A 26,966-nucleotide genomic window follows, 5' to 3' on the forward strand; every position below is an offset into this window, starting at 1 on the left:
TACTAAGGTTCCTTAACGCAGTTAAATTGCACAGTAGCGCTTACGTCATTGCGCTTTGTACTTAATCAGTGATGACAGTAACATTCATATTTTCGGGTATTCAGGAAGGAAGAACCCAGATGCAGCATTTGATGTTAAATCAATTTGAACGTGTCGTCGCCATTGGCGGAGGCCATGGTTTAGGCCGAGTATTATCGTCACTCGATTTTTTAGGCAGCCGTTTAACGGGAATTGTCGCGACCACAGATAACGGCGGCTCGACCGGTAGACTCAGAGCCGAGCAGGATTGTATTGCCTGGGGCGATTTACGCAACTGCTTATCCCATCTAGCCAATCGCCCTTCCGTCGGCTCACAACTATTCGAATACCGTTTCCAAGGTGAAACTGAACTCAGCGGCCATAATCTGGGTAATCTTATTTTACTGGCGCTTGATCAGCTGTGCGTTCGTCCATTAGAAGCAGTTAATCTCATCCGTAATTTACTCAAGATTGAAACCCGGCTGATCCCTATGTCTGAACAACCCACACACTTAGTGGCTCTGCAAGCCTGTGGTAGTAAAGTGTTTGGCGAGATCAATGTCGACAGTATGGATGAAGCACCTATCGCGCTCAGCCTTGAGCCACAGGTCGATGCAACTTTTGAAGCCTGTGAGGCCGTTCGACACGCAGATTTAATCATTTTAGGCCCTGGCAGCTTCTTAACCAGCATTATGCCGCCGCTGCTATTACCTAAGTTTGCAAAAAGCCTAGCCGCTACTAAAGCTCAAGTGATTTTTATCGATAACCTTGCAGAGGAAGCCTCACCCGCGGGTCGATTTAGTATTGAGCAACGTATCGCTTGGTGCCATCAAGTGATTGGCAAGCCCATCATTCACAAAGTGTTACGTCATGGCGAACAAACGCGTTTAGGACCACTCATTAACTATTTTCCGTTGAAGAATCGCCATAACCCGAATTTACATGATCAAGCGAACCTATTAGATGCATTAAGCGCCCTGCTGCGAATTAAATCTGAGCTCACGCTGCAATCGCAGGAGCCTCTCGCGCTTAGCTGCTAATCACTGAATAGCCCGCACATTCTGAAAAACATAAAGGACAGCAAATGCTGTCCTTTATGTTTAAGGCTAAAGAGAAATTCCTTTAACCTCATTCTATAACCTAATAAGCCTTACAATACTTGCGCTATCGCTTTGCAGATCACAGGCATATTGGTCTTAGTCATGCCTGCAACGCTAATGCGTCCTGAACCAACGATATAAACCCCAAACTCGTCTTTCAAACGCGCCACTTGGGCTTTGTTCAAACCAGAGAAACTGAACATACCATTTTGGCGAGAAATAAAGCTAAAATCCTGAGTCACGCCTTCAGCCTTTAAGCTTTCAACGAACAGGGTACGCATTTCGGCGATACGCTCACGCATCTCTTTGACTTCCTGCACCCACATGGCTTTCAGGGCTGCGTCATTTAAGATAGTGCTGACGATCAGCGCGCCATGTGCTGGCGGATTAGAATAGTTTGCACGTATGGTACGTTTCACTTGGCTAAAGGCACGCACGGCAGCATCAGCATCTTCAGCCACCACAGTTACGGCGCCGATACGTTCGTTGTACAAACCAAAGTTTTTAGAGAAAGAGTTAGCAACCAGCAGCTCCGGCACTTTTGATGCCACTAAACGCAGACCTGCGGCATCTTCTTCGATTCCAGCCCCAAAACCTTGGTATGCAAAGTCAAACAATGGCACAAGTTTCTTATCGGCACACAATTGGGCTACGCGTTCCCATTGCGCCAAGGTTAAATCGATACCGGTTGGGTTATGGCAGCAACCGTGTAGCAACACGACATCGCCTGCACTCGCGTGAGACAAGTCCGTCATCATGGTATCAAAATCGATATCATGGGCTTCTGCTTTGTAATAACCGTATTCTTTAACGGCTAAACCCGCGGTTTCAAAAATATTTTGATGGTTGGCCCACGTTGGATTGCTGACCCAAATAGTGTGCGAATCGGTATTACGCAGTAAAAACTCAGCAGCAATACGCAGTGCACCTGTACCGCCCGGGGCTTGCGCTGTGGCAGCACGGCCAGAAGTGATTAATGCACTGCCCTCACCGAATAACAATGTTTGTACAACATGGTTATACGTTTGCACGCCTTCAATGCCTAAATAGTTTTTGGTCTTCTCTTGCTCAAGTAAAATAGCCTCGGCTTTTTTCACTGAAGCCAGCACTGGAGTTTGTCCAGCCTCATCCTTATAAATACCGACACCCAGATTAACTTTATCCTGACGGGGATCAGCCTTAAAGGTATCAGTTAAACCAAGAATGGGATCTGCGGGTGCGAGTAATACTTGAGAGAAAATCATGACTACGTATCCTAATTATGCGCGTGTAGGGGAAATTTCGGCTTATTTATACCACTGTCTTTAAGGGGGGAATAGCGACTTAAGCACCTTCTCAGGGAAATTCTTACGCCATTGTAGATTTAACAGTAAAAGTTCTATTTTTTTATGTAATTATAAGCATAAATGGGAAATTGCTTGAATAAAGTTATTTATAACATCTAGATCACAAAATCCTGTAATTTTATCTTGTAGAAAAGAATCGCGCTGACAACGCAATACTGAATGAATAAAATGTGAGCGGGATCTATAGCAAATTCTAACTTAGCCGAGTAATCATCTTAAATGGCACTTAGTAAGCCAGTGGCATTCGGCTTTGAGGATCTATAAAGCAAAAAAGCCCTGACATCAGTCAGGGCTTTTCTGTTTTTTGGTACCCGAGGCCAGACTTGAACTGGCACGCTGTTACCAGCGAGGGATTTTAAATCCCTTGTGTCTACCGATTCCACCACTCGGGCAAACTCTTTATATTAACGACGGGAATCGTGTCATTAATACGTTAATCTATGGAGGCGCGACCCGGAGTCGAACCGAGATCGACGGATTTGCAATCCGCAGCATAGCCATTCTGCCATCGCGCCCAAACTGCCAAATTTATTAAAATTTGGAGCGACATATCGGGTTCGAACCGATGACCTATACCTTGGCAAGGTATCGCTCTACCAACTGAGCTAATGTCGCCTATAATTGCGCTTAATCATTAGAAGCCATGCTAGGCATGCTTTCCCCTGACTGCGGATTGGCATTCTACCTATTTAGACCTCAGAGTCAATCAACAATTTTTAAAAAATGATCTAAGCCGCATCGTTTGCCCAATAAACCGCCACAAGTCAGCAAAGTTGATGTTTCCTTCATCAATTTAGGCTTTTTGCTGTTACTGACGCCGATGCGGCAGATGATTAAGTGCGGCAGAAAGCTGTGGTTGATAGGAGCATTGCGTCGAACCCAATTAAATTGCATAAGTATAGAAAAACAAAAGCGCCCTACAGGGCGCTTTATGTGAAGATTATGCGCAGTTTTGAAGACTCAGCATTACTTACGCTAGTGATTTACGCAGCTAACTTATGCTGGTAGAGATAGCGTCGTTAAACCTAACATAGTTTGCATTACACCAACCACTTGGCAGCTGTAACCAAACTCGTTGTCATACCAAACATAGAGAATGGCACGCTTGCCTTCTGCGATAGTTGCCTGTGAGTCAACCACGCCCGCATAACGAGAACCCACTAAATCGCTCGATACAATTTCAGTAGAGTCGGTGTAATCGATTTGATTTTGTAGCGGTGATTGCAGCGCCGTATCTTTCAGGTACTCGTTCAGCTCATCTTTACTGGTTTCAGCATTCAAGTTCATGCTGATGATGGCCATAGAAACGTTTGGCGTTGGCACGCGAATCGCGTTACCGGTTAACTTACCCGCTAACACAGGCAGCGCTTTAGCAACGGCTTTAGCAGCACCCGTTTCAGTGATCACCATGTTTAATGGTGCACTGCGGCCACGGCGGTCAGCGGTGTGATAGTTATCAATCAAGTTTTGATCGTTGGTATAAGAGTGAATCGTCTCAACATGACCATTCTCAATACCATATTTATCATTCACAGCTTTCAGTACAGGCGTAATAGCGTTGGTCGTACAGCTTGCCGCAGAAACGATAATGTCTTCTGGGGTAATGTCGCCTTCATTCACACCGTAAACGATGTTCTTGATTGCGCCTTTTGCAGGAGCAGTCAGCAATACTTTGCTAGCACCAGGGCTCTTAAGGTGTAAACCAAGACCCGCTTCATCTTTCCAAATACCAGTGTTATCAACAACGAGTGCATCGCTGATATCGTATTTAGTGTAATCCACTTCATCAGGCGAGTTTGCATAAATCACTTGGATATAGGTACCGTTGGCGATGATGGCATTGTTCTCTTCGTCAACTTCCACAGAACCATTAAAAGGACCATGGACTGAGTCACGACGTAATAAACTGGCACGTTTCTCTAAATCACCTTTCTTACCGCCACGTAATACGATAGCGCGTAATCTTAACTTATTGCTGCGGCCTGTGCGTTCAATCAGCAGGCGTGCTAATAAGCGACCGATACGGCCAAAACCATAAAGCACAACATCACGCGGTGCGACATCATCAGCATGGTCGATGGCATCGGCCAACTCTTTTGCCATATAGCTTTCAATTTCACTGACATCGGTGTGATCACGCCAGTAATTGACTGCAAGCTTACCAATATCCACTTTACATTGTTTAACTGCGAGTTTGCTCAAAGCTTGAACGAAGGGGAAACTCTCGCGTAAACGTAATTTTTCACCGACATGACGACGAACTAAACGGTGCGCTTTAATGATTTCAATCGTAGAAGCATTGAGTAACGGCTTGCCGTAGACCACGACTTCAACGCCTTGGTTACGGTACAACTTGCCTAACAAAGGCTGCATCGCCTCTGCCATTTCAAAACGTTCTTGCCAACTTTGTAGGTGTTTATCAGCGCTCATTTACAGATCCTTTATCTCACTTTTCAATAAAATGTACTGAAAGGTTTGAGTAACATGACGAAAAGACCAATAATCTAATGCGGGTTTTAGGGAAAACCCTGTTTTGGTCGGCGCCATTGTAATGAAAGTCGCGCTGTGTTGCCAGTAAGATATTTTCTGTAAATCTGTAATTTTATTAGAAAAATTATCGTTTGGAGAGTGTTTTGAGACAAAATCTAGTAATAATTACATCATTTACCTTAGGGATGAGCCTTTTTGGTCTTTTCGGTTGTGATAATGACCGAAATATCTCAGCAATTTGTAAAAATAATCCTGAAATTTGTGCCGATTTGCATAAGGATGGCTGGTGTTTGGCCGAAAAAACCAAACTTATCCAGAACCGCTACGAATTAAAAGACAACGAAAACCCCACAGGCAAACAACTCTACCTGCAATTGACCTATCTTGAGGATTACAGCCGCTGCATTGAACTCGCCTCTGGCGTGCAGCATATCATCCACACCAATCGCACCGCTGATAGAGCCAGAGCCTTTAGATTAAGCACCCAGAATTTAAGCTTGCTACAAGATCAAACCCGCGAGCGACAAGATCCTTTCATGTCCTATTACCAATGGACGCGCTTTGGCGATACCGCGGCGCTAAATCGATTGTTAGAACATGAAAACGCCGGCGAAGTGACTGACTCTTTCTTACTTGCCCAAGTCGCCACCTATTACAGCAATCGAAATGCCATTAAAGCGCAACAACTCTATCTTAAAGTCTTTGAAGACATCCAATACGATGATTTCGACGTTAACTGGTTACTTGGGCTTGCATCAGCCTATCGCCAGCAACAGGTATTCGATAAAGCCTATATGCTGACGAAGGCAAATTTACTACTTACGCAGCAGAAGTATTCAGAGGAAAAAATGCTAGCCTTGCTCGGTGGCAATAAAACGCTGGCGACTGAACTCGATTTAAAAGCCCAAGCCCTTATCGATGCGCTAAAAAACGGGACTTATTCTCAGAGTCCAGTAAGACAATGGCTTGATCCTCAAGCGGTTGACAAAGCGCCTACGGCAACTGAGGCTGTACCGCCTGCGCTTGTCGAAAAAACAGACTAAGCAACTGATGGCAAAATGTTTGCCATCTTGTAATTTTTTACCCAATTAACGCGTAAAAAATGGCGATTTCGCGACCGATGTAAAAAAAATACCTAATTTGTTAATCAAGACAGCGGTAAAATGCCGATTTAACTTGACGATAGCTGTCAGTTTGGTAATTTTACTACCAGTTGAATTTTATAATCACCAGAGGGATATGAGATGACTATCCGTGTAGCAATAAATGGCTATGGCCGTATCGGTAGAAACGTATTACGCGCCTTGTACGAAAGCGAAAAAGCTTATCCAATCAAGATTGTCGCTATTAATGATTTAGGCGACGCTTCAATCAACGCTCACCTGACAAAATACGATTCTGTTCACGGTCGTTTCAATGCCAAAGTTGACCATGATGCCGAAGCTATTTATGTGAATGGCGATAAGATCCTCACTTTCCAAGAACGTGATCCTGCAAAACTGCCATGGGCGGAATTGCAAGTTGACGTGGTTTTCGAATGTACCGGTATCTTCACTTCTAAAGAAACTGTTCAACCACATTTAACCGCTGGCGCGAAGAAAGTGATTATTTCTGCTCCAGGTAAAAACGTCGATGCCACTGTTGTTTACGGCGTGAACAACAACGTGCTGACGTCAGACATGACAGTGATTTCAAATGCTTCTTGTACAACTAACTGTTTAGCGCCTTTTGCTAAGCCGTTAAATGACGAGATTGGTATTGAATCAGGCCTGATGACCACGATTCACGCTTATACCAACGATCAACGTTTATCTGACGTGTACCACACAGATTTACGTCGTGCCCGTGCAGCAGCACTGTCAATGATCCCAACTAAAACTGGCGCTGCTGCTGCTGTAGGTTTGGTTGTACCTGAATTACAAGGTAAGTTCGACGGTCTAGCGGTTCGTGTACCTACAGTTAACGTATCACTGGTGGATTTATCTTTCATCGCTGCCCGTGATACGACAGTTGAAGAAGTGAATGCCATTATCGAACGTGCTGCTAGCGTTGCGCCATTGAGCGAAGTGTTAGCAGTAAACAAAGAGCCATTGGTGTCTATCGACTTTAACCACAATGCGTTCTCTTCAAACTTTGACGCCACTCAAACCCGTGTAAACGGTCGTTTAGTGAAAGTGATGTCTTGGTATGATAACGAGTGGGGATTCAGTAACCGTATGTTAGATAACGCGGTTGCACTGATGAACGCAAAGTAATCTAGTCACTAGATCCTGCGTTACTCAATCAAGCCTCGCATTTGCGGGGCTTTTTATTGCCTTAAATTCCAGCCATAAAAAATCCCCACTCTATGGCGGGGATTTTTATGACACTGGAGAACAGCTAAAGAAGGGACTTAGCCATGTTTAGGCATTACCCTTCACTTTCATATTCAGTGTCTTAGCAAAATCCAACATGCGCGTCAGCGGGATCAGCGCTTTAACTCTTAAGTCTTCATCCACAAAAATCTCATGGGTGGTTTTATCGCTGTCGGCGAGTGATGCTTCAATCGCCTGTAGACCGTTCATCGCCATCCAAGGACAGTGAGCGCAACTCTTACAGGTTGCGCCATTTCCGCCTGTTGGCGCTTCGATTAAGATTTTACCTGGCGCCGCCTGCTGCATTTTATAGAAGATGCCGCGATCGGTTGCCACAATAAAACGCTCATTAGGCATAGTCTGCGCCGCTTTGATCAATTGACTGGTCGAGCCAACGGCATCGGCCATCGCCACCACACTGGCTGGTGACTCAGGATGCACAAGGATAGCTGCATCTGGGTAAACGCTTTTCATATCGCGCAGCGCGTTCGATTTAAACTCGTCGTGAACGATACAATCGCCCTGCCACATCAACATTTCGGCGCCCGTCTGTTTAGCAATATAGCTGCCCAAATGACGGTCTGGACCCCAAATGATCTTTTTACCTTCGCTGTCTAAGTGCTCAACGATTTCGAGGGCAATACTGGAGGTCACCACCCAATCGGCGCGCGCTTTAACCGCAGCCGAAGTATTGGCGTAAACCACCACAGTATGATCTGGGTGCGCGTCGCAAAAAGCACTGAACTTATCGATTGGACAACCTAAGTCCAATGAACAAGTGGCTTCTAAGGTCGGCATTAAAATGGTTTTTTCTGGGCTCAAAATCTTGGCGGTTTCGCCCATAAACTTGACCCCAGCAACGATTAAGGTTTTTGCTGGGTGATCGCGGCCAAAGCGTGCCATTTCTAAAGAGTCTGAAACGCAGCCGCCGGTTTCTTCGGCAAGGGCTTGGATTTCAGGATCGGTATAATAGTGGGCAACCAGAACGGCATCTTTTTCAATGAGCAGTTGTTTGATACGCGCCTTGTAATCGGCTTTTTGCGCATCGGACAAAGGAACTGGCTTAGGCGGAAACGGGTAATCAATGGTTTCTATGCTGGGGGCAAACTGACTCATAACACATCCATCAGGATAACTACGTCCGGGAATTATACGTAATCGGGATCAAAAGATTAACCCATTTGTGCAAAGCAAATAAAAAAGGACGCTCTAAAGCGTCCTTTTACTGTCAAATCTGCGTGCCAGCGGCTTAGCGCATGGCCAATAACATCTCTTGCGGCTGCTCCAGATATTGTTTCCACAGATTACAGAAGCGAGCAATGGTGCCACCATCGATCACTCTGTGGTCACCAGACCAGCTTACTTGCATGATTTGGCGGGCTTCGACTTCCCCTTTCGCATTAAAGCGCGGCAAGGTTTGCAACTTACCTAAGGCCACAATCGCGACTTCAGGTTTGTTGATAATAGGCGTTGCCACTGTGCCACCTAAAGCGCCAATGTTAGAGATGGAAATCGTGCCGTCTTTCAGATCCGCTGGCGCCACGCGGCCACTGCGGGCAGCTTGGGTCAGGCGGGTAATTTCTATCGCCACTTCTAAAATACTCTTGTCCTGCACATCTTTGATGTTGGGGACCAAGAGACCGACTTTAGAATCTACCGCCATGCCGATATTGTGGCGCGCCTTGTAGGTCAGCTCAGTGCAATCAGCATTCACTTGGCTATTCATCACAGGGAACTGACTTAACGCGAGCGACATCGACTTCATGAAGAAAGGCATCATGGTCAGCTTCACTTCATCGGACGAATACTTCACTTTCATGCTTTCACGCAGTGCAACTAAGTCTGTTAAATCAAACTCTTCGCAATAGGTAAAGTGCGGAATGCTCGACACCGACTCAACCATCATGCGTGCCATCACAGCTTTTACGCCGCGAATCGGCTCAACCGTGTCAGCGCGTTGCGTCACTGTCGATGTTGGGACTTGGGTTTGAGATGCTTGCATCGCTTGAACTGGCGCCTCATTTACCTGAGTCGCACTTGGAGCAGAAACATTGCTCGCGCCTTGTTGGAAGCGAGTGATGTCTTCCTTATACACACGGCCGTGCTTTCCTGTGCCAGGTACTCGGCTCAAATCGATATCTAACGACCGCGCCATCCGGCGAACCGCAGGGCTGGCTAAAGCTTTACCTTGGCGAGCAGGTTCTGCATTCACAGTCTGCGCTGTTGGTGCCGCATTGGCCACAGTATCAGTGTTTGTTGCTGCAGGTGCAGAAGCCGCCAGTTCAACTTCAATGGCAAATAAAGGCGCATGCACTTTAGCTAGCTGACCTTTGCGATAATGCAGTTTGGCAATTTTACCCGCTTTAATGGCAGGAATTTGCACCAGCGCTTTATCTGTCATCACGTCGGCAATCGGTTGATCTTCCTCAACCCAATCACCTTCACTCACTAACCATTCAACGAGTTCACATTCAACAATGCCTTCGCCGATATCCGGTAGTAAGAACTCTTCTATGCTGACGGATGAACTGGATGACGTATTGACAGTTGTTGCAGCCACAGGCTCAGTCACTTTTGCAGTCGTCGCAGCAGGTTCAGTCGCAGATTCTTCACCCGCGATTTCAACGGCGCCTTCAATTTGTACGGCATAAAGCGGCGCATGCACTTTCGCAATATCGCCCTTGGCGTAATACAACTTAGTGACCACGCCCGCAAAAGGTGCAGGGATTTGCACTAAAGCTTTGTCTGTCATGACATCGGCAATCGGCTGATCTTCAACGACTGTGTCGCCTTCTTTGACCAACCATTCAACCAACTCACACTCCACAACACCTTCGCCAATATCCGGCAAAATAAAATCTTTAATCATACCGGACTCCTAGAAGGTCACTGATGCTTTGATGGCTTCAAACGTTTTGAATGCATCTGGCATGTATTCTTTTTCATGAATGAGTGGGTACGGGGTATCTAAACCACAAACGCGGCTGATGGGTGACTCTAAATACAAGAAGCATTCTTGCTGAATCGTCGCCGCTATCTCACCAGCAAAACCACCGGTTAATGGCGCTTCATGGTTAACCAGTAAACGTCCGGTCTTTTTGACTGAATCGGCAACGGTATCGATATCCCAGGGTGACAAGGTGCGTAAATCGATAACTTCACAGGAGATCCCTTCTTTAGCGGCCATGTCGGCGGCTTTTTCAAGGATTTCCATTTGCGCGCCCCACGCCACTAAGGTGATGTCTTTGCCTTCGCGAACTACTTCAGCCTTGCCCAGTTCAATTTCATAATCGCCCGCGGGCACTTCGCCAACCGATGCGCGATATAAACGCTTAGGCTCAAAGAAGATCACTGGGTTTTTGTCACGAATTGACGCCAGCAGCAGGCCTTTGGCTTGCTCTGGGTTACGTGGCACCACGACTTTTAATCCCGGTGTCTGGGTAAAATAGGCTTCAGGTGATTGCGAATGATAATGGCCGCCCGCGATACCGCCGCCATAGGGCGTACGGAACACTAATCCACCGACATCGAATTCATTACCGCTACGGTAACGGAACTTAGCCGACTCGTTGACGATTTGATCAAATGCCGGAAAGATATAATCAGCGAATTGAATTTCAGCCACAGCAGTCATGCCATTTGAGGCTAAACCATTGGCAAAACCCGCAATACCTTGCTCTGTCAGCGGGGTATTAAAGCAGCGATCGCGACCGAATTTCTCTTGAAGACCGGAAGTGGCGCGAAATACCCCGCCAAAGTGGCCCACATCTTCACCAAAAACCACCATGCGTTCATCGGCTTGCATGGCAATCGACAAGGCCTCATTGACGGCCTGTAACATATTCATTTCAGCCACGGCTTATAGTCTCCCTGCACTTTTTGGATAGGCTTGCGGATATTTCTTGATATGTTCTTTAAGCTCGGCCAGTTGCTTTTTCAGCACTGGCGTCGGCTTGTCGTATACATCTTCAATAATTTCATCCAGCATAGGCACAGGAATTTTTTCAGCCACTTTTACCGCAGCCAATACTTCTTCACGATATTTCTCATGCAGTTTCACATCATCCGCTTCAGCCAACCAACCTTTGTTGATAAGCCATAATTTGAAGCGTTTAACCGGATCGTGTTGCTGCCACTTGGCTTCTTCATCTTTCGAGCGATAACCTGATGGATCGTCTGATGATGAATGCGCACCGAGACGGTAAGTCATGGCTTCAATCAGCACAGGCGCATTATGCTCAATCGCATAGGCGCGGGCTTGCTGAGTTGCCGCTAACACGGCCAGCATGTCATTGCCGTCAACACGAATAGTGTGCATGCCATAACCCACACCGCGACTCGCAATACCGTTACCGGCAAACTGCTCTTCAGTTGGGGTTGAAATGGCGTAGCCATTGTTACGACAGAAGAAGATCACTGGACACTTCAATACTGCGGCCATGTTTAGACCAGCATGGAAGTCCCCTTCCGATGCTGCGCCTTCGCCAAAATAGCAAACCGCGACTTTGCGCTGACCTTGCATTTTTAAGCTGTAGCCCACACCGGTCGCCTGCGGGATTTGCGTGGCTAACGGTGAAGAAATCGTTTGATAATGCAATGCCGCACTGCCGTAGTGAATGGGCATTTGGCGACCTTTACCGAGATCTTTCTCGTTACTGAACATCTGATTCATAAACTGTTCAGTGGTAAAGCCGCGATAACGCAGCGCCGCATGCTCACGGTATTGCGCGAGGATAACGTCTTCTTGATCGAGTGCGGCCACACTGCCGACAATCGCCGCTTCTTCACCCGTACAGGTCATATAGAAGCTGATGCGCCCTTGACGTTGGGCACCTAACATACGTTCATCGAGTACCCGAGTGAATACACAGGTATCGTAAATTTTAGTGGCTAAGGTTTCATCTATCACAGGCAAAACCGCGGTTTCATAAGTGGTGCCGTCGGCTTGTAGAATTCGAAGGATAGGAATGTGTAGCGATGCCTTATCCAAGAAGCCGACACGGTGCACTGTATCAGTGTTGAGTGTTGCTTTGCTCATATTGTGCTCTTGTTATCTCATTACGCACCAAAGCGTTTTGATGCGTCTGTTTATACGAATATGCCCGACGAACATTACGTTAACGTAAACTACCTATCAACCATTGGCATAGCTCAAACCACAAGTTATCCCTGCCTCGCATGTATATATTGCTTTACAAGCCTAACGCACGTTCGCATTCACCGCAGGGATCAGGCAAATCACAGTGCGATTACCAATAGGTACTTTGGCATTAGGAAACACGACTGACTCAAACTCATGTTCCACTTTAATGTCTTGCCCACCTTCCCGCGCTAATACAAAGCCCTTCGGGAAAGATCTGAAGTTTTCGACATCGGTTGCGAAGGTAAATTCAAAATCATCGAAATGCTTATTGATGACGCGGCACACTTGATACAAATTAACCTTATCGGCATCAAATGCATCCAGCGCCAACGGCTTAGCGGTGATCAAGCGCATAAACATTTCATGGGTCGCGATAAAACGCGTCATGTCGTTCTGCCCCATGAGATAGACTTTGCCAAGCTCAATAGTAAAGGCATCGGCGCCGTAGCGTTCAGAGGAAAAATAGCTAAAGGTTGTGGTCGGTTCGTGGTGAAAAAGAACCGTATCGACGCCGCTTGCGGCTAAAAACATGATTTGCTCGCCGCTAAAAGCACGCCCTGGACGATAGGGATAAATAGCGAACTTTTCATGCTTCGAGGCGCGCATCGCCGTATGCAGATCATAATGAATGCGCTGACGACCATCGGCAGCCGCGGTATAAAAACGGTCCACATAGGTTTCGAGTTTTTTGGCGCGCACTCGCTCGGGGTTAACTAATCCAGGAGGATTTGAATGCTCACCACTAAAGAGACGATTCATGTTCTCGTCGATAATCCGCGTGCCGTTATTGATGGCTAATGGGTTACCAATGAGGAATAAAGTGCGCTGTTTCGCGATGATCTTTTGCTGTAAAAGCTGCTTAATTAAGCCATTGCAGAGTTCTATGGGCGCGGTCTCGTTACCGTGAACACCGCAAGAAAGGACGACATCTTTTCCTTCATTCTGGGCGGGCTCAAAAACGATAACGCCAGTATCCCATACTTCAACTTGGGTATGGTCGCCTAAGCTAAATGAAAACTCGCCATCGAACTGTTCAGGATGGGCTAAGGTGAGCGCTAAAAAATCCTTTGAATCTAACAGAGCTTGTAACACAGAATTCTCCTTATAATGGTGTGTAACAGTAACGGCGCAATAGCATCAGTGCAGATAGCAATAACCACTCAAGCATTCATCTCACCGCGGTTAGGCTGACTCGCACCTTAAAAAGCGGCTTCAATACTAACACATGTTTTTAATGCTGTTCTCAGACATTTATCGCCATAGGACCCAGTTTTGAACGGAATAAGATCAACGCGGCGCTTTGCTATGCCAAGTGTAAATTTCCCATCATCTTATCGAAAAATCGTCCAGCATAAATATTCCTGCTAGAGGCTTGCTTTTGCGCGCGAGTTTCATCACAATTCTTAGCCATCTAGACTTCTATTGGATTTAATTATGGCGTTAGCAACCTTTGGTGCCGGCTGTTTCTGGGGCGTAGAGTATTTTTTTAGACAAGTGAATGGCGTATCGAATGCCACCAGCGGTTACATGGGCGGCAATAACAGCGCGACCACCTATGAAGAAGTCAAAAAAGGCAAAACGGGCCACGCCGAAGTGGTACAAGTGGAATTTGACCCTGCCCTGGTCAGTTATGAAGACTTGCTCGAGGTATTTTGGAAAAACCACAATCCAACCAGTCTGAACATGCAAGGTGGAGATATAGGCACTCAATATCGCAGCACGATTTTCTTTCATGACAGTGAACAAAAAGCCGCAGCAGAAGCCTCAAAATTAGCTTTTGCCCGATCAGGTCGTTGGGGATTACGCCATATCGTGACTGAAATAGTGCCATTGCAACAGTTCCATGTGGCAGAGGAATATCACCAAAATTACATTGATAAGAATAACTTACCGAGTTGTCATATCGAGTACTAAATACAGTCAAATCAGCATGAGTTTAATACTCATAACTGACATTAGACACAAACAAAAACGCACTCAGATCTGAGTGCGTTTGTTTTTTTATACTTTATAAACCTACTGCTGCATTAAGCGTTCAGCGCCTTATCAATTAATGCCTGCGCATCTTTGATAATTTCAGCTAAATGCTGCTCACTGATAAAACTCTCACCGTAGATCTTAAATAACGCTTCCGTGCCCGATGGACGCGCCGCAAACCAACCATTCGCCGTAGTCACTTTGATGCCACCAATGGCCGCATTATTGCCCGGCGCATGGGTTAACACGTTTTCGATTGCCTCACCCGCAAGCACAGTGGCATTTAAGGTTTCTGCATTCAATAACGCAAATTTGGCCTTGTTTTCAAGACTGATTGGGCTATCGATACGCTTATAAAAGCTTTGGCCAAATTGTTTTACTAGCTCTTGATGGCGTTGACCTGGAGTTTTACCTGTCACCGCAAGAATTTCTGCAGCAAGTAACCCTAGAATAAAGCCGTCTTTATCCGTGCACCACGTAGTGCCATCACGGCGTAAAAATGCCGCGCCAGCGCTCTCTTCACCGCCAAAGGCGATGGTGGCTTCGGCTAAACCATCGACAAACCACTTAAATCCCACAGGCACTTCGAGTAATTTTTTGCCGTGGAAAGCACAGATTTTATCGATAAGCGCACTCGATACTAAGGTTTTACCTATGGCTAAGCTATCGCTCCAATCCGGTCTGTGCGTCAGTAAATAATCGATAGCGACCGCAAGGTAGTGATTAGGGTCCATCAAGCCGGTACCAGGGCAAACAATGCCGTGACGGTCATAGTCTGGATCGTTACCAAGGCATAAATCATAAGATTCTTTATGGGCGAGTAACCCTGCCATCGCATAAGGAGACGAGCAATCCATGCGGATTTTGCCGTCTTTATCCAGCGGCATAAAGCTAAAGCTTGGGTCAACTTTATCATTAACTAAGGTGATATCGAGCCCATAACGCGCGGCAATCGGTGCCCAATAGAAAATCCCTGAACCACCGAGCGGGTCCACACCGATACGCAGCTTAGCGTTGGCAATCGCCTTCATGTCGATAACATTCTCTAAATCAGCCACATAGGGCGTGATCAAATCAATGGCGTTGACATAGCCTGATGCCAGCGCTTCGGCATAGGCTAATTTTTGCACGCCAGCTAACGCTTGGCGCAAGTAATCATTGGCCCGCGACTCAATCCAAGCCGTGATATTTCCTTCGGCCGGTCCGCCATGGGGTGGATTGTATTTGATCCCGCCATCTTGAGGCGGATTGTGAGAAGGCGTGATAATCAAACCATCGGACAGTGCCGCACCTGTGATATTGGCTTCGTGATTGGCGCAAATCACCCCATGGGACACCACAGGTGTTGGCGTGAAACCATCATTCTGCTGGATGTGCACTGTGACTTTATTTGCCGCCAGCACTTCAATTGCCGATAAATAAGCGGCGTAGGATAACGCATGGGTGTCAATCCCGAGGATCAACGGCCCATTAATATTCACCGATTGGCGATAATCCACCACAGCTTGGGTAATCGCCCAAATGTGTTGTTGGTTAAAACTGCCATTAAAAGCGCAGCCTCTGTGCCCAGAAGTGCCAAAGGTGACGCGTTGTTGTACGTCATCCATATTTGGCGTGATGCTGTAATAATGGCTCATCAGTTTTGGAATATTGACCAGATCCGTCTGATTAGCGATTTGTCCTGCCCTTTGATGTATTGCCACCTATGGCTCTCCTGCACTCAATTACAATTAAAAACAATGGTTAAACTTAGCTCAATAGCAGATTAAATGGCTCACCCGCAGATTAAACGCGCTCGGCAATGCCAGCTGCAACCGTTGCATCACAGCCAAATTGCACTAAGACTTCGGATAAAATAGTGCGTTTCTTGGCGGTATTGTTGTTGCTCGTCACCCAGAAACCACTGGTACCGATTTCTTTAGGATTCGCCGATGCGCTCGCTTCCAGTAATTGCTCTTTCGAACGGGCAAAATACAAACGATCGCGCCCTTGGATCTGCAGAATTTGCGAGAACTGCTCTGGGGCTAATTGATACAGACTTTCGAGCAAAAAGAGGAAACGCCCTACCGCGCCTTTTTGTTGCGATAACAAATGTTCATCGACTAAGCGACTAAAGTCATTCACAGCAGGTGCAGCTTGCACCGCAACAGCTTGAATCGGCTCAGCCTCTAAACTTGGTTGGCTTATCGCCAAAGGCTGAGGTGGTTCGACCGCATCGACGGACAGGCCGAGTAATCGACGAAGAATGTCAGAGGCGCTCTCACCAATACGTTCTGTTTTGCTGGCAATATGACGATAGAGCTCTTCATCAACTTCGATATATTTCATAACCTTAATTATCCTTTGTTATTCGACAGGCTTAACCGAAAAAAGTGTACCACAGCGATCGGGGCAGATCATTGCGATCGGTTACCAGTGTATCCATGTCTATCAATCTGATAAAGCGCCATTATTCTAAAAATGCGTGAAATAGCACAGCAAACTAGCAGATAATCGACAATTGCCGAAAAAGCGCCCAAGTTAATCGCCGCATACACGCCAAAGTAGCAACTGACTTGTCAAGCCAACGGCATTAAGGGCACAATTCGCGTCACGTTAAGCTAAACATATCCAACAGGAATCACCATGAACTTTGTTTCTACAGGCCAAGGACCCGCAGTACTCTTGATTCACGGTTTGTTCGGCAACCTAGATAACCTCAAAGGCCTAGGGCAAGTATTAGAAAGCCAGTATCAGGTTATTCGTGTCGATGTGCCCAATCATGGTTTAAGTGAGCATTGGGATGAGATGGATTACCCTCGCCTCGCCACGGCCATGGTTTCATTACTCGACGAACTGGCTATTGAACGCGCCCATATTGTGGGTCACTCCATGGGCGGTAAAATCGCCATGGCGACAGCATTAGCCTTTCCAGAGCGCATTATCAGCATGGTGGCAGCAGATATTGCCCCCGTCGCCTATGAGCCAAGACATGACTTAGTGTTTGCCGCATTAGAAAGTCTGCCCTTAGAAGGTCATACCGACAGACGCTTTGCCCTTAACCACTTAATAGACAAAGGTATCGACGAAGCCACGGCGCAGTTTTTACTCAAAAACCTGCAACGTACCGACACAGGCTTTCGTTGGAAGCTGAACTTAAGTGGTCTAAAAGCTTGTTATCCCAATATTATTGGTTGGCACAATCAGGCGCCAAATCCAGTACAAAGCTATAGCGGCCCGAGTCTATTTATTCGCGGCGGTGACTCAAATTATGTCACTGGTGAGCACAGAAGCGCTATCATGGCGCAATTCCCTGCAGCGCAAGCGAAAACCCTCGAAGGCTGTGGTCATTGGTTACATGCACAGAAACCCGCCATCTTTAACCGGATTGTGTCTGAATTTATTGACAAACAAGCAATGTAAATCAGCAGCAAACTCGACCTAAAGCATATGGCAGCCGCCATCTTGATGTGATATATTCGCGCCTCTTTTGGCCTTAGAACACTCTCGAGGACTAAGAAAGTATGTTATCTCAGTACATGGAACAAATTGAAACCATCGGCCTGAACCTGTTTTTTGCCTCGATATTTTTCTTTATCGGCATGGCCATCCACGATGTGCTTAAACAAGGTAACGTGCCGAAATTTGGTCGATTTATTGTTTGGTTAGTGTTATTTCTCGGCTGCGCCGGGTTTATTGTAAAAGGTATTATCCAGATCACTTGGGAAGGCTCAGGGATCGGTTAACAATAAGAACATGGCAAAAGAAGCGACAGACAGAACCACCATTGACCTTTTTGCCAATGAAAAGCGCCGGGGCCGCCCACGAAGTAATCCTTTGTCCCGTAGCCAGCAGCTTAAGGTCAACAAACGCAATCAAATCCAGCGCGATAAAGCCAACGGATTAAAGCGAATAGAGTTAAAGGTGTCACAAGATTTGTATGACGCCTTGAATGAGCAGGCATTGGCCAGTAACATCAGCCGTAGCCAGTTAATCGAATTAATTCTTCAGCAACAAGTTGAGTGCTGAACGAGTACCAGCAAGATTAACGTAATAAGTGAACTAGACATTAAAGGATAGACAATGGCAACTGTAGGTCTTTTTTTCGGTAGCGACACAGGTAACACCGAAGCCGTAGCCAAGATGATCCAGAAAAAACTGGGTAAAAAAATGGTTGAGGTGAAAGATATCGCCAAAAGTACCAAAGAACAGATTGCAGAGTATGACTTGCTGCTGTTCGGCATCCCAACCTGGTATTACGGCGAAGCTCAATGTGACTGGGACGATTTCTTCCCTGAATTAGAGCAAATTGATTTTACTGACAAACTTGTCGCTATTTTTGGTTGTGGTGATCAAGAAGACTACGCTGAGTATTTCCTTGATGCCATGGGCATGGTTGGCGATATCGTTCAGGCGCGTGGTGGTATCATCATTGGTCACTGGCCAACTGCAAGCTACAACTTCGAAGCCTCTAAAGGTCAAGTTGATGACGACCACTTTATTGGTTTAGGTATCGATGAAGATCGTCAGCCAGAGCTGACCGAAGAGCGTGTCGATGCTTGGGTTAAGCAAATTTACGAAGAAATGTGCTTAGCTGAATTAGAAGACTAATTGGGCTAACTATTCGATTAAAGCGGCCTTAACGCCGCTTTTTTTATGCTTATATTTCTACTTGTTTCAATTATCTACTTGTTGTAACTAAGAATAACGACATACCACACTCATGACCAACACACCCCGCTGCACCCATTGGGATATCTTTTGTACCGTCGTCGATAACTATGGCGATATTGGCGTCACTTGGCGTTTAGCCAAACAAATGGCTAATGAGTACCACATTCACGTTAATTTGTGGGTCGACGACCTCGCAAGCTTCTCGCACATATTACCGACACTCGATCCGCTAAAAGCCGCTCAAAGCTTCAATGGTGTGAATATTCTTCATTGGACTAAGCCTTTACCCGTAGCGTTTGTCGCAGGAGCTGTGCTCATCGAAGCCTTTGCCTGTGAATTACCCGAACAGGTAAAAGAACAGTTAGTTTATTTACATCAGAACGACCCCAGATCTGTGCCTATCTGGTTGAATTTAGAGTATTTAAGCGCTGAGGATTGGATCGAAGGCTGCCATGGTTTGCCATCGTTACAAGCCAATGGTTTAAAGAAGTATTTCTACTTTCCCGGTTTTAGCGCCAAAACGGGTGGACTCATTTGCGAGCAAAATTTGTTTGCCGAGCGCGATGCTTGGCAAGCTAACTCAGCTAACAAATTACAGCTTTTTAGTCAGCTAGGTCTTAAAGGGATTGAGGCTAAAGATACTGTGATTAGCATCTTTAGCTATGAGACCGAGGCACTGCCCGCATTATGCGAGTTATGGCAGCAATCGGCCGAGAAAATCCATGCGCTGATCCCCAAGGGGCGTAGCTTAAACAGCCTGACACATTTACTGCCCTGTGACATTGCCGCACTCGTTCCGGGCCAACAGATAAATCATGGCAATTTGACTCTGCACATTTTGCCTATGACAGATCAACAAGGGTTTGATCGCCTGCTCTGGAGCTGTGATTTTAATATTGTGCGCGGCGAAGATTCCTTTTTACGCGCTCAATGGGCCGCAAAACCCTTCATTTGGCACATTTATCCCCAAGAAGATGATTATCATCTCGTAAAATTAGAAGCTTTTCTCAAACTTTACTGCGATAATCTGCCACCTAAAATTGCTTGTTATTGGTCTGAATTGAATCTTGCGTTCAACCAAGCACAGCAATCTGCCGTGAGCCTTCACTGGCAAAACCTTAATCCTGTTAATTTGCCCTTGTTGCACCATGCTAAACAATGGCCAATTAATGCATTAAATGCTGCAGATCTCGCTACTCGACTAGTTCAGTTCGTTAAAAACAGCTAAGATACTGCGCGAAAACAGAAAAATCTAAATATAGGAAATAGTGTAATGAAAACTGCTCATGAAATCCGTCCTGGTAACGTGATCATGTTAGATGGCAGCCCATGGGTTGTGCAGAAAACTGAAACAACTCGTTCTGGCCGTAACGCTGCTATCGTTAAGTTAAAGTTGAAAAACTTACTGCTTAACTCTGGTACTGAAACGACTTTCAAAGGTGAAGATAAGTTAGAAGACATCATCCTAGATCGTCTTGATTGTACTTATTCTTACTTTGCTGATCCTATGTTTGTATTCATGGATGCAGAATATAACCAATACGACGTAGAAGCTGAAAACTTAGGTGATGCAGCGGCTTATATCGTTGACGGTATGGAAGAAACTTGCCAAGTGACTTTCTACGATGGCAAAGCTATCTCTGTTGAAATGCCAACCACTATCGTACGTGAAGTGATCTACACTGAGCCTTCAGCTCGTGGCGATACTTCAGGTAAAGTGATGAAGCCAGCAACTATCACTGGCGGCGGCACTGTTACTGTTGCTGACTTCGTGAAAGTTGGCGACAAGATTGAAATCGATACTCGTACTGGCGAATTCAAGAAGCGCGTTTAATCGCCCTTCTCGTTTCCTGACGAAGAAAAGCCAGTGCTTGCACTGGCTTTTTTGTTGCTGTTTTTTAGTCGCGTGATTTGTGGGATGTATTTGTGGGATGTTGAGTCACTCAAGGAAATAAAGCGTTATCCAGCAACATCCCCTCTGCAAATAAGCGCTAGCATTGCGGCCCTAAGAAACGTCGCTCCCAAGCACCTATCTCACTCAAATAACTTTGAAACTCGATCTCCTTCACTGACACAAAACCCGTGACAAAATCATCCCCGAGTAAGCGCCTTGCCGAATCACTTTGGCGCATTTGCGTTAATGCAGCGAGAAATGTCTGCGCTAAGTCATGGCTGCTCTCATAAGCACTACCGGTTTCAGGCGCGCTTGGGGATAGTTTTTCTTCCATTCCCGCAAGTCCCGCAGCAAGTGACGCCGCAATCATCAAATACGGATTGGCATCGGCGCCCGCAATGCGATTCTCTACCCGTCGCGCCACCGGAGCACTCAATGGCACACGTAAGCCTGTGGTGCGGTTATCTACGCCCCAGCTTAAATTAATCGGCGCTTGGCTGCCGGAAATGTAACGTCGGAATGAATTGATATTGGGTGCGAATAACAACATTAAATCAGGCAGATACTTTTGTAATCCGCCGATGTAATGGTGAAAACGTTCAGTATCGCTACCATCTACATGGCTGAAAATATTCTTGCCTTTATCATCCACGACACTTTGATGTAAATGCATAGAACTGCCGGGTTGGCCTGCTATGGGTTTCGCCATAAAAATCGCGTTCAAACCATGTTTAATGGCGATTTCTTTCGCCGCGTATTTAAACATAAAAGCTTGATCTGCTAAGGCCAGCGGATCGCCATGCACTAAGTTGATTTCATATTGCGATAGCCCCATCTCATGGATCCAGGTATCACCTTTAATCCCAATCGCATCGATGGCGGCATTAAACTCATCCCAAAATGGCGCGAGTTCATTGAGCATATTCATGCTAAACGCAGATTGACCGTTTTCAGCTCGGCCACTTTTTGAAATGGGCGCCTGATACGGCACACTCGGATCGGTATTGGCTTCAGTCAGATAAAACTCAATCTCAGGGGCAACCACGGGCGTTAACCCAAGGGCTTGGTAACGGGCCAACACATTTTTTAAAATAGAACGCGGCGCAAATGGGCATAAATTGCCATCGAGCAACACACAGTCATGGATGGCAAATGCGCGCGGCACTGTGCTCCACGGGATCATTTTTAGGGTGCTGTAATCGGGGACGAGTAACAGATCAGGATCGGCATCGGGGAAAATTGGATCGTAGGAATACTCACCGGTAATCGCCTGCATCGAAATCGCTTGGGCAATACGTAACTCAGCACCCTGAGCAAAGCTTCGGGCTGGCATGAGCTTCCCCCTTGGATAGCCTGAGATATCAGGGAATAAACATTCGACATCACGTATTGTGCCGTGCTGGAAAAACGCAGTAAGAAGGGTTGAGTCCATTTGATTCGTTTGCCACTAATGTTGAAAATAACACCATGAAGGATGCAAAGTATAATCAGGCTTTGATTTGAAAAGCTACATGGCGACGATGAAATATGTAAAATATAAATGACAATTCCGTAAAATATAATTTGACATCAGCTGAGCGTCTTCACTTAAGAGTGTAATCACGGTTATCCTAGTTCAAGCCTAGCCTCTCTCCACTCGGCTTTTCCCCACTTTAACCGCCGAACCCAATGACGGCAGACATAAAAAAACCAGCAGCTGCTGGTTTCTTAATCTAATCATGAAAGTATTTACGCAATCACGATAAAGCCGATAAACGCCAGTATAGCGGCGATCAGCGCATAAGGTAACTGAGTCACTGCATGGCTCACTAAGTTACAACCAGAGCCTTGTGCGGCCAATACGGTTGAATCTGAGTAGAAGCACGCTTGGCTACCAAATGATGATGCCGACAACAAGGCACCAATCACTAATGGGATATCCGCGCCCACCGATTGCGCTAATGGCATCACGATAGGAATGGTCACCGCAAAAATGCCCCAGCTCGAACCCGTCGCAAACGCGAGGATCGCCATGGATAAAAACACCACAGCAGGCAGCAATTTAGGTGTCATAAACGGGCTTAAGGATTCAATCACGTACTGTGGCAGTAATAACTGATCGCATACGTCCTTAAACACAAATGCCGCAATCACAGTGCTAATCGCCGGTAGCATGCTCTTAAAGCCATCAATCATCTGATCCATCATCTCTGATAACGGCATCAAACGCTGCACAGCATAATAAGGAATAGTGATGACTAAAGTCGCCAGCAAGCCTTTCCACACGTCGATATCAAAGTACACGGTAAAAGCCACTAACAAACCAATCGGCACTAAAAAGTTATGCAGCTTGCCATGATTATCGGCGTGCTTAAATTCCTCTTCTATGGCTTTAACCGCATATTCATCCGAGGTTTGTACTTGGTCGAAATCCACTTGAGCTTCTGCTGGCTCGCCTTGGGCGGCGCGCAGCTGCGCAGTTTTCATCGGACCAATGGCAGGCACTATGCCTAGTACTACAAGTAGCACCATAGCCACGGCTAACCAAGCGTAGAGCATGTAAGGAATCGCTTGCATGTAGACAGCAATGCCCTGACCTTCGGCCGCCACACCGTTATCGACCAATAACCCACCAAAGAATACTGCCCAGGTCGATAATGGCACTAACACACACACAGGCGCGGCAGTGGAATCCACGACATAGGCGAGCATCTCACGGGACACTTTAAATTTATCCGTTACACGCTTCATGGTTTCACCCACGGTCAGCGCATTGAGATAATCATCAATAAAAATCACGATCCCAAGAATAAACGTCATCAACAGGGAAGATTTGGGTCCCTTAGCAAATCTCAGTGCATTACGGCCGAACGCTAACGCGCCGCCGGTGCGGACCAAAAGCGCAATCAGCGCACCAAAACCACCACACACCAGAATCAACCAACCTATGGTTTCATCGGCCATGACCTTCAATGACACACTGGCAAAATTGTTTAAGACTTGACTGGGATCGAGTAACAGGAAACCGGTTACCGCACCTATGATCAGAGATAAAATGGGACGGCGTAACCAAATAGCTAACACCAATACCACCAAAGGTGGGATGAGACTTAACGCTGTCGGTTCAGACATGCACTTAGGTCCTCTAAATAAATCGCCTAAAAGGCAAATGGTTTTAGAATGACGTCTGAAATCAACACGATTCAGAACGTCAACACAGCTGCTTCATGATGACTAACCCTGAAGATAAAACCCGCGAATTGCTTGCTATCTGAGGTGCCTTGCCAAAAACATCGCGCAGAAAATAAAGCGCATCGAATATTGAGTCAACTATAAATTTAACTTGATAGAAAATAATTTCTACGGCTACAAACTAAATCAATATAACATCATGACTTTAAAGTCTTTTAACTCACTCGCAACGAAACCGTTTATGATCCTCTCAGCTTAATAAGCATTCAATAAATATGCCTATTTATCACAAGGTCATATACAGCTGGCATAAGTTGATCTTATCGAGGAACTGTGATTAAAAATCAATCATTAAGCTTTTGCTAAAATGAACTTTTCCCCTACTAAGATTTATAGGACAAACGAATAAAACGAAATAGCCGTCAACCACTGAAAATGCATTTCCATCAAGCGTGATTATTTTCTTCCTACATCCAAAAAACACGTAAAGCGGGTTTTATTTACCGCCAACATTAGCTAAACACTCTTAAAACCTCCTTAAAGTCAGAATATAAAACTTGTTCTTATTTCATTAATTGACTGTTAAAGCATATTTAACTAAGCAGTATTTATAAAAAAAGTCCCATTCTGTGCTGCTCCCCCCTTTCATCTACAGTGAAATTTCGTTATGGTGCGCTAACTTAAGCCAAAACTTTATGCATGTTCCGAGGTGTAAATGCGCCCTATCATCAAATCCAACAAGCTGGATAGCGTTTGCTATGACATCCGCGGCCCAGTGCACAAGGAAGCCAGACGTTTAGAAGACGAGGGTCATCGAATCCTCAAACTTAACATTGGTAATCCGGCTCCCTTCGGTTTCGAAGCGCCGGAGGAAATTGTGCGCGATGTGATCCTTAATCTACCCAGTGCCCAAGGCTACTGTGAGTCAAAAGGATTATTCTCTGCCCGCAAGGCCATAGTGCAGCATTATCAAGCCCAAGGGATTTTTGGTGTCGATATCGAAGATATCTATATAGGCAACGGCGTCTCTGAACTCATAATGATGGCGATGCAAGGTTTGCTTAACACGGATGATGAAATTTTAATCCCCTCGCCTGACTATCCACTGTGGACGGCGGCGGCCAATCTCGCCGGCGGCAAAGCCGTGCATTATCGTTGCGATGAAGAAGCGGACTGGTTCCCCGATCTCAACGACATTAAAAGCAAAATTTCATCGCGTACCCGCGGTATTGTGCTGATCAACCCGAACAATCCTACGGGCGCGGTTTACAGCAAAGAATTACTGCTGCAAGTTGTTGAGCTTTGCCGTGAACACAGTTTGATTTTATTTGCCGATGAAATTTACGACAAAATTTTGTATGACGAAGCCAAGCATGTTCCTGCGGCTGGCCTATCGGACGATATTTTAACTGTTACCTTCAATGGTCTATCAAAGGCTTATCGCGCAGCGGGATTTCGCGTCGGTTGGATGATGTTGTCTGGTAATCTTAAAGCCGCGAAGAGCTATATCGAAGGTTTAGAGATGCTCTCTTCGATGCGCCTGTGTGCAAACGTGCCCAATCAACATGCGATTCAAACCGCGCTCGGCGGCTATCAAAGTATTAACGAGCTGATATTACCTAAAGGTCGCCTCACAGTTCAACGGGATGCCTGTTACGAGCTGTTGAATCAAATCCCGGGCGTCAGCGTGAAAAAGCCTAAGGGCGCACTGTATGCTTTCCCTAAACTGGATATGAAGAAATTCAATCTGCGGGATGATGAGCGCTTAGTGCTGGATTTACTCAGAGAAAAGAAAATTTTGTTAGTGCATGGCACCGCCTTTAATTGGCCTGAGCCCGACCATTTGCGAGTGGTTTTCTTACCCTATAAAGAAGATCTGAAAAAAGCATTTACCGAGTTTGGCGCCTTCCTCGAAAACTATCGGCAGTAGGTTTAGCTTCGGCTAACGGTTTGAGTCATAAAGCGATCCTAGTGGTCGCTTTATTTTTAGCGATTTCGACAAATCCTCCACGCTCATACTCACGTGTCACCCAAGGCTGTGATAATCTAAGACTTCATTAGCGTCAATACTGCTTATTCAACTCGTGTCACGTCTTCCAATGCAGCTTGTCGCCTTTCTACTCACTCATTAGCAGGCAAACTAAGAGTCATTTATGTGCCGTTTTTAGAACACGAATGACGCTTATCCAACGCTGGCCCTCGAATTAACAGGAAAACTATGAGTCACTTATTTGCCCATTTAGCTCGAATGAAACTTATCCAACGCTGGCCTTTGATGTACAACGTTCGCACTGAAAATGTTCAGGAACACTCGCTACAAGTCGCCATGGTGGCCCATGCACTGGTGATCATCAGCAATAAAAAGTTCGGCACGACGCTTGATCCCCATCAAGCCACGAGCCTGGCGATTTTTCACGATGCCAGTGAAATTCTCACGGGTGACTTACCAACGCCGGTGAAATACTTCAATAAAGAAATCGAAGCCGAGTATAAAAAAATTGAGGCGATTGCCGAGCAGCGCATGCTGGATATGGTGCCAGAAGAATTTAAAGAAGATTATCGCAGTCTGTTCATCAGTGATTACGCCGATCCCGTTTACAAGACCATAGTGAAATCCGCCGATACTCTGTGCGCTTACCTTAAATGTCTTGAAGAAAACCGCGCCGGCAACAGTGAATTCAATACTGCCCGTAAACGCCTCGAAGACATGCTGGCGACAAATCCTGATCCCGCAGTACAGTATTTTATGAGCTGCTTTGTGCCAAGTTTCACCTTGAATTTAGACGAAATTAACAAGATGCTTTGATTTTCCACTCTCGC

Annotated in this window: 23 protein-coding genes and 3 tRNA genes; 12 read left to right on the forward strand and 14 right to left on the reverse strand. The window is 46.0% G+C overall.

The window, feature by feature from the left end; translation table 11 throughout:
* Window positions 1–119 precede the first annotated feature (119 nt).
* On the forward strand, window positions 120–1,058 hold the full coding sequence (locus Q4Q54_RS14140) for a YvcK family protein (protein WP_311988757.1): 939 nt from the start codon (window positions 120–122) through the stop codon (window positions 1,056–1,058).
* A gap of 110 nt (window positions 1,059–1,168) precedes the next feature.
* Here Q4Q54_RS14140 and Q4Q54_RS14145 read toward each other — a convergent pair whose 3' ends face one another.
* From Q4Q54_RS14145 to Q4Q54_RS14165, 5 genes are all read right to left on the reverse strand, one after another.
* A complete protein-coding gene (locus Q4Q54_RS14145) occupies window positions 1,169–2,362 on the reverse strand; it encodes an amino acid aminotransferase (RefSeq protein WP_311988758.1) in 1,194 nt (397 codons plus the stop codon).
* A 407-nt stretch (window positions 2,363–2,769) separates the two neighbouring features.
* Window positions 2,770–2,856 (reverse strand) — tRNA-Leu (locus Q4Q54_RS14150).
* Window positions 2,857–2,905: 49 nt separating this feature from the next.
* Window positions 2,906–2,979: transfer RNA gene (locus Q4Q54_RS14155), tRNA-Cys, on the reverse strand.
* A gap of 24 nt (window positions 2,980–3,003) precedes the next feature.
* Window positions 3,004–3,079: transfer RNA gene (locus tag Q4Q54_RS14160), tRNA-Gly, on the reverse strand.
* 381 nt (window positions 3,080–3,460) lie between these two features.
* Window positions 3,461–4,894, reverse strand: coding sequence for a glyceraldehyde-3-phosphate dehydrogenase (locus Q4Q54_RS14165; protein ID WP_106650455.1), 1,434 nt, complete (start codon window positions 4,892–4,894; stop codon window positions 3,461–3,463).
* A 203-nt stretch (window positions 4,895–5,097) separates the two neighbouring features.
* Here Q4Q54_RS14165 and Q4Q54_RS14170 point away from each other — a divergent pair, with 203 nt between their 5' ends.
* Together Q4Q54_RS14170 and gap are read left to right on the forward strand one after the other, a co-directional pair.
* A complete protein-coding gene (locus Q4Q54_RS14170; protein ID WP_311988759.1) occupies window positions 5,098–5,997 on the forward strand; it encodes a DUF2989 domain-containing protein in 900 nt (299 codons plus the stop codon).
* 201 nt (window positions 5,998–6,198) lie between these two features.
* The gene (gene gap, locus Q4Q54_RS14175) at window positions 6,199–7,209 is read left to right on the forward strand and encodes a type I glyceraldehyde-3-phosphate dehydrogenase (protein ID WP_006081590.1); all 1,011 of its coding nucleotides are present in this window, start codon (window positions 6,199–6,201) and stop codon (window positions 7,207–7,209) included.
* A 147-nt stretch (window positions 7,210–7,356) separates the two neighbouring features.
* Here gap and nadA read toward each other — a convergent pair whose 3' ends face one another.
* The 5 genes from nadA to astE all read right to left on the reverse strand — a co-directional run bounded on the left by nadA (window position 7,357) and on the right by astE (window position 13,543).
* Window positions 7,357–8,424 (reverse strand): quinolinate synthase NadA, encoded by a 1,068-nt coding sequence (gene nadA / locus Q4Q54_RS14180; RefSeq protein ID WP_011839901.1) that lies wholly within the window; start codon window positions 8,422–8,424, stop codon window positions 7,357–7,359.
* Window positions 8,425–8,557: 133 nt separating this feature from the next.
* Window positions 8,558–10,177 carry a dihydrolipoyllysine-residue acetyltransferase gene (locus Q4Q54_RS14185; RefSeq protein ID WP_311988760.1) on the reverse strand — a complete coding sequence of 540 codons (1,620 nt, stop codon included), beginning with the start codon at window positions 10,175–10,177 and terminating at the stop codon, window positions 8,558–8,560.
* A gap of 9 nt (window positions 10,178–10,186) precedes the next feature.
* Window positions 10,187–11,164: an alpha-ketoacid dehydrogenase subunit beta gene (locus tag Q4Q54_RS14190; protein ID WP_012089197.1), complete on the reverse strand. Its 978-nt coding sequence runs from the start codon at window positions 11,162–11,164 to the stop codon at window positions 10,187–10,189.
* A gap of 3 nt (window positions 11,165–11,167) precedes the next feature.
* Window positions 11,168–12,346 carry a thiamine pyrophosphate-dependent dehydrogenase E1 component subunit alpha gene (locus tag Q4Q54_RS14195; protein WP_311988761.1) on the reverse strand — a complete coding sequence of 393 codons (1,179 nt, stop codon included), beginning with the start codon at window positions 12,344–12,346 and terminating at the stop codon, window positions 11,168–11,170.
* A gap of 162 nt (window positions 12,347–12,508) precedes the next feature.
* Window positions 12,509–13,543: a succinylglutamate desuccinylase gene (gene astE / locus Q4Q54_RS14200; RefSeq protein ID WP_311988763.1), complete on the reverse strand. Its 1,035-nt coding sequence runs from the start codon at window positions 13,541–13,543 to the stop codon at window positions 12,509–12,511.
* Window positions 13,544–13,885: 342 nt separating this feature from the next.
* Between astE and msrA the strand changes: the two genes are divergently transcribed.
* Window positions 13,886–14,365 (forward strand): peptide-methionine (S)-S-oxide reductase MsrA, encoded by a 480-nt coding sequence (msrA, locus tag Q4Q54_RS14205; RefSeq protein ID WP_311988764.1) that lies wholly within the window; start codon window positions 13,886–13,888, stop codon window positions 14,363–14,365.
* A gap of 113 nt (window positions 14,366–14,478) precedes the next feature.
* Here the strand turns inward: msrA and pgm are convergent, their stop codons facing one another.
* Window positions 14,479–16,131, reverse strand: coding sequence for a phosphoglucomutase (alpha-D-glucose-1,6-bisphosphate-dependent) (gene pgm / locus Q4Q54_RS14210; RefSeq protein ID WP_311988765.1), 1,653 nt, complete (start codon window positions 16,129–16,131; stop codon window positions 14,479–14,481).
* An 82-nt stretch (window positions 16,132–16,213) separates the two neighbouring features.
* Window positions 16,214–16,756 carry a replication initiation negative regulator SeqA gene (gene seqA, locus Q4Q54_RS14215; protein WP_006087176.1) on the reverse strand — a complete coding sequence of 181 codons (543 nt, stop codon included), beginning with the start codon at window positions 16,754–16,756 and terminating at the stop codon, window positions 16,214–16,216.
* A 297-nt stretch (window positions 16,757–17,053) separates the two neighbouring features.
* Between seqA and Q4Q54_RS14220 the strand changes: the two genes are divergently transcribed.
* The 6 genes from Q4Q54_RS14220 (at window position 17,054) to efp (ending at window position 20,915) form a co-directional block, all read left to right on the forward strand.
* Window positions 17,054–17,830 (forward strand): alpha/beta fold hydrolase, encoded by a 777-nt coding sequence (locus Q4Q54_RS14220; protein ID WP_311988766.1) that lies wholly within the window; start codon window positions 17,054–17,056, stop codon window positions 17,828–17,830.
* A gap of 101 nt (window positions 17,831–17,931) precedes the next feature.
* Complete coding sequence (locus tag Q4Q54_RS14225; protein WP_006081578.1) at window positions 17,932–18,153, forward strand: DUF2788 domain-containing protein; 222 nt, start codon at window positions 17,932–17,934, stop codon at window positions 18,151–18,153.
* A gap of 10 nt (window positions 18,154–18,163) precedes the next feature.
* Complete coding sequence (gene ybfE, locus Q4Q54_RS14230) at window positions 18,164–18,436, forward strand: LexA regulated protein (RefSeq protein WP_006081577.1); 273 nt, start codon at window positions 18,164–18,166, stop codon at window positions 18,434–18,436.
* Window positions 18,437–18,490: 54 nt separating this feature from the next.
* On the forward strand, window positions 18,491–19,018 hold the full coding sequence (fldA, locus tag Q4Q54_RS14235) for a flavodoxin FldA (RefSeq protein ID WP_006081576.1): 528 nt from the start codon (window positions 18,491–18,493) through the stop codon (window positions 19,016–19,018).
* A gap of 112 nt (window positions 19,019–19,130) precedes the next feature.
* Window positions 19,131–20,309, forward strand: coding sequence for an elongation factor P maturation arginine rhamnosyltransferase EarP (gene earP / locus Q4Q54_RS14240; protein WP_311988767.1), 1,179 nt, complete (start codon window positions 19,131–19,133; stop codon window positions 20,307–20,309).
* 45 nt (window positions 20,310–20,354) lie between these two features.
* On the forward strand, window positions 20,355–20,915 hold the full coding sequence (gene efp / locus Q4Q54_RS14245; protein WP_006081573.1) for an elongation factor P: 561 nt from the start codon (window positions 20,355–20,357) through the stop codon (window positions 20,913–20,915).
* Between the two features lie 157 nt (window positions 20,916–21,072).
* On the opposite strand, the gene Q4Q54_RS14250 is transcribed toward efp, so the two are convergent.
* Complete coding sequence (locus tag Q4Q54_RS14250; RefSeq protein WP_310795518.1) at window positions 21,073–22,407, reverse strand: glutamine synthetase family protein; 1,335 nt, start codon at window positions 22,405–22,407, stop codon at window positions 21,073–21,075.
* A gap of 296 nt (window positions 22,408–22,703) precedes the next feature.
* Complete coding sequence (locus tag Q4Q54_RS14255) at window positions 22,704–24,086, reverse strand: Na+/H+ antiporter NhaC family protein (protein ID WP_126491987.1); 1,383 nt, start codon at window positions 24,084–24,086, stop codon at window positions 22,704–22,706.
* A 775-nt stretch (window positions 24,087–24,861) separates the two neighbouring features.
* On the opposite strand from Q4Q54_RS14255, the gene Q4Q54_RS14260 reads away from it, so the two are divergent.
* Window positions 24,862–26,076, forward strand: coding sequence for a pyridoxal phosphate-dependent aminotransferase (locus Q4Q54_RS14260; RefSeq protein ID WP_006081570.1), 1,215 nt, complete (start codon window positions 24,862–24,864; stop codon window positions 26,074–26,076).
* A gap of 288 nt (window positions 26,077–26,364) precedes the next feature.
* Entirely contained in the window at window positions 26,365–26,952 is a 588-nt protein-coding gene (gene yfbR / locus Q4Q54_RS14265) for a 5'-deoxynucleotidase (RefSeq protein ID WP_006087181.1), read from the forward strand.
* Window positions 26,953–26,966: the final 14 nt, after the last annotated feature.

It is taken from the genome of Shewanella sp. SP2S2-4 (assembly GCF_031932025.1).
Classification (GTDB): Bacteria; Pseudomonadota; Gammaproteobacteria; order Enterobacterales; family Shewanellaceae; genus Shewanella; species Shewanella baltica.